This window comes from Dyella sp. 01N36 (genome assembly GCF_056399745.1).
The window spans coordinates 1-8,393 of the sequence record NZ_JBFTRY010000153.1 but is presented as its reverse complement, the minus strand read 5'-3'; the positions used below and the strand labels follow the sequence as shown (position 1 = coordinate 8,393).

The 8,393-nt window shown below is 64.4% G+C and carries 10 protein-coding genes and 1 other RNA gene; 2 read left to right on the top strand and 9 right to left on the bottom strand.

All coding sequences use genetic code 11. The features are described from left to right. From AC1DMG_RS17295 to AC1DMG_RS17280, 4 genes are all read right to left on the bottom strand, one after another. Positions 1 to 367 (bottom strand): 5-formyltetrahydrofolate cyclo-ligase (locus AC1DMG_RS17295; protein WP_477180827.1); only part of this gene is annotated, 367 nt, incomplete at its 3' end. Positions 368 to 446: 79 nt separating this feature from the next. Beyond that, a non-coding RNA gene (gene ssrS / locus AC1DMG_RS17290) (6S RNA) lies at positions 447 to 633 on the bottom strand. A 6-nt stretch (positions 634 to 639) separates the two neighbouring features. Further along, positions 640 to 963, bottom strand: a complete 324-nt coding sequence (locus AC1DMG_RS17285; protein WP_441605644.1) for a cell division protein ZapA — start codon at positions 961 to 963, stop codon at positions 640 to 642. Then, positions 956 to 1,195 carry a TIGR02449 family protein gene (locus AC1DMG_RS17280; protein WP_441605643.1) on the bottom strand — a complete coding sequence of 80 codons (240 nt, stop codon included), beginning with the start codon at positions 1,193 to 1,195 and terminating at the stop codon, positions 956 to 958. The genes AC1DMG_RS17285 and AC1DMG_RS17280 overlap by 8 nt, the downstream gene beginning before the upstream one ends. A gap of 103 nt (positions 1,196 to 1,298) precedes the next feature. Here AC1DMG_RS17280 and AC1DMG_RS17275 point away from each other — a divergent pair, with 103 nt between their 5' ends. Next, positions 1,299 to 1,859 carry a UPF0149 family protein gene (locus AC1DMG_RS17275; RefSeq protein ID WP_441605642.1) on the top strand — a complete coding sequence of 187 codons (561 nt, stop codon included), beginning with the start codon at positions 1,299 to 1,301 and terminating at the stop codon, positions 1,857 to 1,859. 2 nt (positions 1,860 to 1,861) lie between these two features. Continuing rightward, on the top strand, positions 1,862 to 3,166 hold the full coding sequence (locus tag AC1DMG_RS17270; protein ID WP_477175050.1) for an aminopeptidase P N-terminal domain-containing protein: 1,305 nt from the start codon (positions 1,862 to 1,864) through the stop codon (positions 3,164 to 3,166). A gap of 101 nt (positions 3,167 to 3,267) precedes the next feature. Here the strand turns inward: AC1DMG_RS17270 and cydX are convergent, their stop codons facing one another. The 5 genes from cydX to pepQ form a co-directional block, all read right to left on the bottom strand. After that, complete coding sequence (gene cydX, locus AC1DMG_RS17265; RefSeq protein ID WP_121882642.1) at positions 3,268 to 3,399, bottom strand: cytochrome bd-I oxidase subunit CydX; 132 nt, start codon at positions 3,397 to 3,399, stop codon at positions 3,268 to 3,270. A gap of 15 nt (positions 3,400 to 3,414) precedes the next feature. Then, on the bottom strand, positions 3,415 to 4,545 hold the full coding sequence (cydB, locus tag AC1DMG_RS17260; protein ID WP_441605640.1) for a cytochrome d ubiquinol oxidase subunit II: 1,131 nt from the start codon (positions 4,543 to 4,545) through the stop codon (positions 3,415 to 3,417). A gap of 10 nt (positions 4,546 to 4,555) precedes the next feature. After that, a complete protein-coding gene (locus AC1DMG_RS17255; RefSeq protein WP_441605639.1) occupies positions 4,556 to 6,142 on the bottom strand; it encodes a cytochrome ubiquinol oxidase subunit I in 1,587 nt (528 codons plus the stop codon). Then, positions 6,139 to 6,381: a hypothetical protein gene (locus AC1DMG_RS17250; RefSeq protein ID WP_477175049.1), complete on the bottom strand. Its 243-nt coding sequence runs from the start codon at positions 6,379 to 6,381 to the stop codon at positions 6,139 to 6,141. Before AC1DMG_RS17250 ends, AC1DMG_RS17255 begins: the two co-directional genes overlap by 4 nt. A 187-nt stretch (positions 6,382 to 6,568) precedes the next feature. Then, positions 6,569 to 7,897 carry a Xaa-Pro dipeptidase gene (gene pepQ, locus AC1DMG_RS17245; protein ID WP_477175048.1) on the bottom strand — a complete coding sequence of 443 codons (1,329 nt, stop codon included), beginning with the start codon at positions 7,895 to 7,897 and terminating at the stop codon, positions 6,569 to 6,571. Positions 7,898 to 8,393 lie beyond the last annotated feature (496 nt).

Below are 8,393 nucleotides of genomic sequence, written 5' to 3'. Positions count from 1 at the left end.
GTACAAGGTCGAGCTGGAAGGGTTCCAGCAGTTCCTTCGGCTCGGCGGGTTCGGGAATGCCGAAACGATTGGGCTGGACGGGTTCGCCCGACTGCCACGGTGCAAACCGCAACTGATGATTCGGACCGATCACCGGCAGCAGGAATTGCTGTCCCCGCGTCGCCAGCGGCGGAATGATCAGATTGAGCGGCAGTTCGCCGTCGTGGGCCCAATAACCGGCGACGCGGGCGTCGGTGAGGTATTCGGGAAGCTGATCGAGGCTGCGGCGCAGCCCCTGGGCGGCGGCGATGCGCTGGACCGGCGCCAGGGCCCGGCGCTGTTCGGCCAGTTGCCGGCGTAGTTCGCGTCGCTGGGCGTTGGCGTCCACGTTCGCGTCTCCTGCGGTGCGAGCGAGTGGCCTTTCGAACTTACGGCGCCCAAGGGCGCCGTAAGTTAAGGAATAGGTGGCGTTAACCGCGATGCCGCTGCCCACCGAACGACCTTGATCCACGATGGATCAGGTGGGAGGGCGACATGGTCTCGAGGCTTTCCGCACGCGGCGGACATGCACAACAACCGATGAAAAGCCGACCCGGGGCCGTATTTAGGAACAAGGCAAATGTAAGAGTGTGCTGGCGCACACCGCAGATAACGCCGTGACTATTTTATGGTGCCGTCGAGTGCCGCTTCAAGCTTGCGACGCAGTGCAGTAATACCGTCAGTCACGCTCTGATCAGAGCCAGTGTGCTGCTTGCGCAGCGCAAGGAACTCATGGGTGACGCTGATGGCGGCAAGTACGGCGAGACGATCGAAGCCTGGCGCCTTGGCGTTGGCACGCAATTCGCGCATCTTGCGATCGAGGTAGGCGGCCGATTCCAGCAGCCCTTCGCGCTCTTCCGGCGCGCAGGCGATCAGGAATTCGCGATCCACCAGCCGCAGGGCGACCGGTTCGTTGGCGGTGGTACCCACGCTGCTCTCAGCCATTGCTCTCAAGCGCCTTCAGTCGCTGGATCATTGCTTCGACGCGGCTGCGCGCCTGTTCGTTGCGCGCCATCAGACCGGCCCGCTCGCTGGCCAGTTGTTCCTGGCTGTGACGCAGGCTACGGTTTTCTTCCGTAAGACGGCGTACCGCGTCGATCAGGCGATCGACCTGCTCGCCGAGTACGGCAAGCTCGTGCTTGACAGGATCTGGCTTGACGGAATCGGGCGCGCTCATGGGCCGGAACTATAGCAGGAGGTCTGGCCAAAGCAGCAGGCTCAAGGACGTTTCGGGAACCAGTGCATTAAACTGCCCGCTTGTCTTGAAGAGGAACCAGGCCATGAGTGCGAACGAGCTGATCGGCTACGACGAACTGGACGCTGCCGCCGCCCGTCTGCAGCTGGCGGAAGACGCCAGCGGCCTGCATGGATCGCTATGCGGTTTCCTGGCGGGAGGCGGTCGGATCGGGCGCCAGTCGCTGGTCGAAGCACTGCACCTGGATGCCGAAGCGGCCACCCCGTCGGCCGGTGATCAGGGCGTGCTCGATCGCCTGGTCAAGCAGACCCAGGCTGAGCTGGCCGATCCGGAACTGGGCTTCGAGCCGATGTTGCCGGCCGACGATCGTCCCTTGACCGAACGGGCCGACGCCCTGGTCGACTGGTGTCGCGGGTTTCTCGGCGGCTTCGGCCTGGCTGGTGCGGAAACGCACAGCAAGTTGTCCGAAGAGGCACAGGAAATCCTCAAGGACCTGGGCACCATCGCGGCCTCGTCGTTCGAGTTCGGCGATGAAGCCGAGGACGAGGATTCGCTGATCGAAGTGCATGAATTCGTGCGCCTTGGCGCGATGCTGTTGTTTGCCGAATGTTCCAATCGCGGCCCGAACAGCGACACCGTGCATTGACCATGTCGTCCGAGGAATACGCCCGTCGCCGCCGCCAGTTGATGCGCATGGCGGGCGATGACGCGGTGGTGCTGGTTGCCGCCGCACCTGAGCGGGTGCGCAATGCGGACGCCAACTGGCCCTACCGCCAGGACTCGGACCTGCACTATCTCTCGGGTTTCCCCGAGCCTGAAGCGGTGCTCGCCCTGATGCCGGGGCGAAAGCACGGGGAGGCCGTGCTGTTCTGTCGCGAGCGCGATGAAGAACATGAGCGCTGGCATGGCGAGTCCATCGGCACCGACCGCGCCGTCAGTGAGCACGGCATGGACGACGCGTTTCCCATCGACGATATCGACGACATCCTGCCCGGCATGATCGAGGGCAGGGCGCGCGTGTACTGCCATTTCGGCCGCGAGCCGGAGTTCGATGCCCACCTGCTGGGCTGGATGCGTCGCCTGCGCCAGTTGCGCGGCGGCGGTGTGGTGCCGAAGGAATTCGTCGCGCTGGGGCACCTGCTGCACGATCTTCGCCTGTACAAATCGCGTGGCGAGCTGAAGCTGATGCGTTCGTCCGCCAACATCGCGGCCGAGGCACATCGGGCGGCGATGCATGCGGCGATCGCCGGGCGCCATGAATACGAAGTCGAGGCGGAAATTCTCCGCGTGATGCGCCGTCACGGCGCGGTTCCCGCCTTTCCGCCCATCGTGGCCAGCGGCGCCAATGCCTGCGTGATGCACTACACCGCCAACCGCGCCGTGTTGCGCGATGGGGATCTGTTGCTGGTGGATGCGGGCGCCGAAGTGGACTGCTATGCCTCCGACATCACCCGCACCTTTCCCATCAGCGGTCGTTACAGCCGCGAACAGCGGGCGCTGTACGAAGTGGTGCTGGCGGCGCAGCTGGCGGCGATCGACGAAGTGCTGCCGGGGCGCGCGTTCAATGCAGCGCACGAAGCCGCCGTGCGGGTGATCTGCGAAGGCTTGTGCGCGCTGGGTCTGCTCAAGGGTTCGGCCGACGACGCCATCGCCGAAGGGAGCTACAAGCGCTTCTTTCCGGCTAAAACAGGCCACTGGCTGGGCCTGGACGTGCATGACGTGGGCGACTACCGCGTCGATGGCGAGCCCCGCGTGCTCGAACCCGGCATGGTGGTGACGGTGGAGCCGGGCATTTACGTGCCGCCGGGCGATTTCACCGTGGCCGAGCGCTGGCGCGGCATCGGCATCCGCATCGAAGACGATGTGGCGGTGGTCAAGGAAGGCAATGACGTGCTGACGCGTGACGTGCCCAAGGATGCGGATGAGATCGAGGCCTTGCTGGCCTCGCGTTGACCGACCTACCTCTGTGGGAGCGCACCCTGTGCGCGACTGCCGCGGCATGCAACCTCGACGCAGTCGCGCACAGGGTGCGCTCCCACCATAGAATCACTTCCTCACTTTCCGGCCGGACGCGGCTCCTTGCGCTGATGCGCCTCATCGTCTGCATGCACTTCGTACCACATCGCGTTGAGGATGCCGAACGCGCAGGCAAGGCCAAGGCCGAGCATCCAGGAGAAATACCACATGGCGTCGTTCCTCTCTCAGTAAGTGCTGCCGGAATGGCGCACGTGCTCCAGCGTCACGCGACCGCGCATCACGTGGTACACCCAGCTGGTGTAGATGATGATCAGCGGCATGAAGATCAGCGTCATCGCCAGCATCAGGCCCAGCGTGCCCTTGCTCGACGAGGCATCCCACACGGTAAGGCTGGAACGCGGATCCAGCCGAGAAGGCAGCAGGAACGGAAACAGCGCGAAGCCGGCGGAAAGTATCGTGCCCGCCACCATCAGGCTGCTGCACAGGAAGCCGCCCAAGCCCTTCTTGCCGACCGTGAGCTGCACGCCGATCGCGCCGGCGAAAGCAACCACCGGGGCGAGCCAGAACGAGGGATGCTGCAGGTAGCTGGCAAACCAGCTGCTGCCGTGCGCAACCTGCTTGAACAGGGGATTGGACACGCCGTCGGTCACCACCGGACCCACGATCGCGTAACCCGCCACGCCGTAAGCGAGCCAGATGCCGGCCGCGACGTAGACCACTACATAGGCCAGCGTGGCCCAGCGCGCGACGCGCACCGCACGATCAGCGACCACATGGTCGGCCTTGTAGGCCGCCCAGCAGGCGCCGTGCGCCAGCAGCATGCTCAGCGAGACGAGACCGGCCATCAGCGCGAAGGGATGCAGCAGCTCGAAGAAGCTGCCGTGCCAGGTCATGCGCAAGTCGTTGTCGAACTGGAACGGTGCGCCCAGGAACAAGTTGCCGAAGGCCACGCCGGAAATCAGCATCACCACGATGCCCGACGTCGTCAGCACGCCATCCCACAGCGTACGCCAGCGCGGATCGTGCACCTTCCCGCGGAAGTTGAAGCCCACCGGCCGCAAGATCAGCGCGAGCAGCACCAGGAAGATCGCCAGGTACATGCCCGAGAACGACACCGCATACAGCTGCGGCCACGCGGCAAAAGCCGCACCGCCGCCGAGCACGAACCACACCTGATTGCCTTCCCAGGTGGGCTCGATGGTTTCCAGCATCACCAGTCGTTCGTCTTCGGTCTTGCCCAGCACGCGCAGCAGCGCGGCGATGCCGAAGTCAAAGCCATCCATGATGGCGAAGCCGATCAGCAAGACGCCGAGCAAGGCCCACCAGATCACGCGTAGCGTTTCATAGTCGAACATGACGTTCTCCTCAGGCGCCTGCGTGGGCGGCAACGTTGGTGATGGGCGGCACGGGTTCGGACGGTGGCCACAAGCCAAGGCCATCCGGCCCCTTCTTCGCGTACTTCACCATCAGCACGGCGTCGATGATGGCCAGCACGCTGTAGAACAGCACGAAGCCGCCCAGCGAGGTCCACACCTGTCCCGTGGTGACGCTGGACACGCCCAGCGCAGTCGGCAGTACGCCTTCGATCGCCCATGGCTGGCGCCCGTATTCGGCCACGATCCAACCCAGCTCGGTGGAAATCCATGGCAGTGGCAGGCTCCATAGCGCGAGCTTCAGATACCAGCGACGCTTGTCGAGCTGGCGCTTGCTCGCCTGCCAGAACGAGAACGCGAACAGTACAATGAAATAGAAGCCCAGGCCGACCATGATGCGGAACGACCAGAACAACACCGGCACATTCGGAATGGTGCTTTCCGCCGCCTTCTGGATATCCGCCGGCGTCGCCTTGCGCGGGTCGTCCATGAAGCGCTTGAGCAGCAGGGCGTAGCCCATGTCTTTGTCGTGGGCTGTGAGGATGGCCTGGGCCTGCGCGTTGTTCTTGTCGTCGCGCAGGACCAGCATCGCGTCATAGGCCTGGATGCCGGTGTTGATGCGGCCCTTGGTGTCTTCCACCAGGTTGACGATGCCGGGGATCGGTTTGTCGATCGAACGCGTGCCGATCAAGCCCATCACCCACGGAATGCGCAGGGCGTAGTGGGTGGTGTGGTTCTCCACATCCGGCAGGCCAAACAAGGTGAACGATGCGGGTGCTGGTTCGGTTTCCCACATGGCCTCGATGGCGGCCATCTTCATCTTCTGGTTTTCCGATACGGCGTAACCGGACTCATCGCCCAGCACCACCACAGAGAGCGCCGCGGCCAGTCCAAAACTCGCCGCCACCGTCATCGAGCGCTTGGCAAAATCCACGTTGCGACCGCGCAGCAGATACCAGGCGCTGATGGAGAGCACGAACATCGAACCGATGACGTAGCCGGCACTCACCGTGTGCACGAACTTGGCCTGCGCCACCGGGTTGAACATCACCTCGCTAAACGAAGTCACCTCCATGCGCATGGTCTGCACGTTGAACGCCGAACCCACCGGATTCTGCATCCAGCCATTGGCGATCAGGATCCATAGCGCGGAGAGGTTGGTGGCAAACGCGAGGAACCAGGTGGTGAGCAGGTGCGCCATGCGCGACATGCGGTCCCAGCCCACGAAGAACAGGCCGACCAGGGTCGCTTCCAGGAAGAACGCCATCAGGCCTTCGATGGCCAGCGGCGTGCCGAAGACATCGCCCACGTAGTGCGCGTAATACGCCCAGTTCATGCCGAACTGGAACTCCATGGTGACGCCGGTGGCGACGCCCATGGCGAAGTTGATGCCGAACAGCACGCCCCAGAACTGCACCATGCGCTTCCAGACTTCGCGCCCGGTCATCACGTAGACGGCTTCCATGATGGCCAGCATCCACACAAGGCCGAGCGTGAGCGGTACGAACAGGAAGTGATAGAGCGCAGTCAGCGCGAACTGCAGGCGTGAGAGCGTGACGACCTCGGGATCGATGATCATGGGCTGCCTGCTTGCGATGAGGAAGAAGAGGACGCCGGCGCGAGCAGGTGCTCGATGGCGGCGGGACGGGTATCAGGGCGTGCGTAATGCGCTGCGACCGCCCACCAGACCAGGGAAATGAACACGATCTTGGCGAGCACCAACACAATCAGCTTGCGCGCCAGGCGACGCAGCGGCGGCTTTGGCAAGTCGACGGGAACCGACACCGGCATGACCGGTTCGGCGGACGGCATGGACATGCAGCAAGCCCCTAGCTGTACCTTGAGGCGAGCATACGCAACCCATGTGAAGTTGTCGTGCGGAGGGTTGCCGCAGCGGCGAATCGCCGCCGAGACGCCGTGCCGCATGGCGCGGGCGGTGTCTTGATGCAGGCAGCTTCAGCAGGGCCCGCCATCGCGTGGCGGGCCCTGGCAACCGGTGAAAACGTCAGCCGATCAGTGCGAAGGCATCGCGGGTGAGGTTCTCGGGGTCGGCGTCGGTGCAGACCACGTCGTCTTCGATCCGGATGCCGCCGTAGGGACGGAAGCGTTCCACGCGCGCCCAGTCGATGTCGCTGGCCACCGGCTTGGCGCGCAGTTCTTCCAGCAGCATGTCGATGAAGTACAGGCCTGGCTCGATCGTGACCACCATGCCCGCTTCGAGCACACGCGTCATGCGCAGATAAGGATGGCCTTGCGGGCGGGCGATCGTGCCGCCGGTTTCGGACGCCTGGAAACCGGCGACATCGTGCACCTGCAGGCCAATGGGGTGACCCAGGCCATGCGGGAAGAACGCCGACGTGACGCCCGAAGTCACGGCGCTGTCCGCGCTCATGCGCACGATGCCGTGCTCGCGCAGTACCTCGGCCAGCACGTGATGCGCGTGGATATGTAGTTCCGGATAGCTCTGGCCCGCGCGCACCTTCGCGGCAAAACCCCGCTGCGCTACATCGACGCTGTCGATCAGCGCCTGAAATTCGGCATGGCCTTTCGCGGCGTACGTGCGCGTGATGTCGCTGGCGTAACCCGCGGCGCTGGCGCCGGCATCGATCAGGAAGGAGCGGCTCTGTGCCGGCGGCTGGCGATCGAAGTGCGTGTAATGCAGCACGGCGCCGTGCTCATTGAGACCCACGATGCTCGAATAAGGCAGCTCGGCRTCGTTCTGGCGCGTGGCGGCGAGATAGGCGAGGTGGATGCCAAATTCGCTTTCGCCAGCGCGGAACGCCTGCTCTGCAGCGTGATGAGCACGCGCGCCGATGCGGCTTGCTTCGCGCATCAGTTCCAGTTCATAAGGGGTCTTGTAGGAGCGGTGCCAGTGCAGGTAGTCGAGCACCGCCTGCGGGTTGTTCGCCTCGGCGCCGGGCACGCTCGGACACTCGGGCCCCAGGATGGCGCGACGGGTCTTGGCATCCGGCAGCAGCGCCACGGCGTCGGTCGCTTCGCGCACGATCTCGATATCGAAGTGTTCCACCCAGTAGCCACTCGGGGCGGCCGGCACGACGTGCCAGTAATCCTTGGGCTGCAGGAAGATCAGCTTGGGCTTCTGCCCCGGCGTATAGACGATCCAGCTACCCGGCGTGTCCGTGAGCGGCAGCCAGTGGCGGAAAAGCGGGTTGGCGACGAAAGGGTAGTCCTGGTCGTCCAGAAACTTGCGCAGCGGCGTCCCTGCGGCGATTACCAAGTGGTCGAATCCGCCGCCCAGGGTTAGCGCTTTGTCGGCACGGTCGCGCAGCGTGGCGAGGTGCTGGGGATAGAGCGAGGCGAGACGGTCGTGCATGGTGACTCCGGGCGGCGGCGCCTGGCGGTGTTTGGGCCGGGCGGGTGGGGGAGGGGGACATGATGGCGCGGAGGGGAGGGGATCGCTAGTTGGGGGGGCTGACGCTTTCGTCCCGTCCACACGCACACCCCCGGTTCTTGCTCGTTGTCCTGCGCAGGCTGGGTTCTTTTGATCGTCATCCCGGCTTAGGCCGGAAGCGCTCTTCAACAGCCGAATGGCTGGTCATCCAGAGCCTCGGTGTTTGGTTTTAGCGATACGGCGATCTGGCTCGCCTGCCGCGGGCTTCCGCCCTCCTGCCGGAGGCCGGGTTACTTTTCTTTGCTTGCCCAAAGAAAAGTAACCAAAAGAAAGGGCCCCCCGGATGACGCGCCTTCCGGGCCTTTGGCCCTCCAGGTGCGCGTGCGGGTTACGGGGTTTTTCGACAGGACATCCCTGTCCTGTCGAAAAACTGGCCGCATCCATGCGGCCACCCTTCGGGCTTTCCTCCACCCGCCCG

What these genes read in the sequence shown, in the direction of transcription:
- AC1DMG_RS17255 (WP_441605639.1), bottom strand. Translation starts at nt 6,142, where the DNA reads ATGATCATCGATCCCGAGGTCGTCACGCTCTCACGCCTGCAGTTCGCG.
- AC1DMG_RS17275 (WP_441605642.1), top strand. Translation starts at nt 1,299, where the DNA reads ATGAGTGCGAACGAGCTGATCGGCTACGACGAACTGGACGCTGCCGCC.
- AC1DMG_RS17270 (WP_477175050.1), top strand. Translation starts at nt 1,862, where the DNA reads ATGTCGTCCGAGGAATACGCCCGTCGCCGCCGCCAGTTGATGCGCATG.
- cydX (WP_121882642.1), bottom strand. Translation starts at nt 3,399, where the DNA reads ATGTGGTATTTCTCCTGGATGCTCGGCCTTGGCCTTGCCTGCGCGTTC.
- AC1DMG_RS17285 (WP_441605644.1), bottom strand. Translation starts at nt 963, where the DNA reads ATGGCTGAGAGCAGCGTGGGTACCACCGCCAACGAACCGGTCGCCCTG.
- cydB (WP_441605640.1), bottom strand. Translation starts at nt 4,545, where the DNA reads ATGTTCGACTATGAAACGCTACGCGTGATCTGGTGGGCCTTGCTCGGC.
- AC1DMG_RS17280 (WP_441605643.1), bottom strand. Translation starts at nt 1,195, where the DNA reads ATGAGCGCGCCCGATTCCGTCAAGCCAGATCCTGTCAAGCACGAGCTT.
- AC1DMG_RS17250 (WP_477175049.1), bottom strand. Translation starts at nt 6,381, where the DNA reads ATGTCCATGCCGTCCGCCGAACCGGTCATGCCGGTGTCGGTTCCCGTC.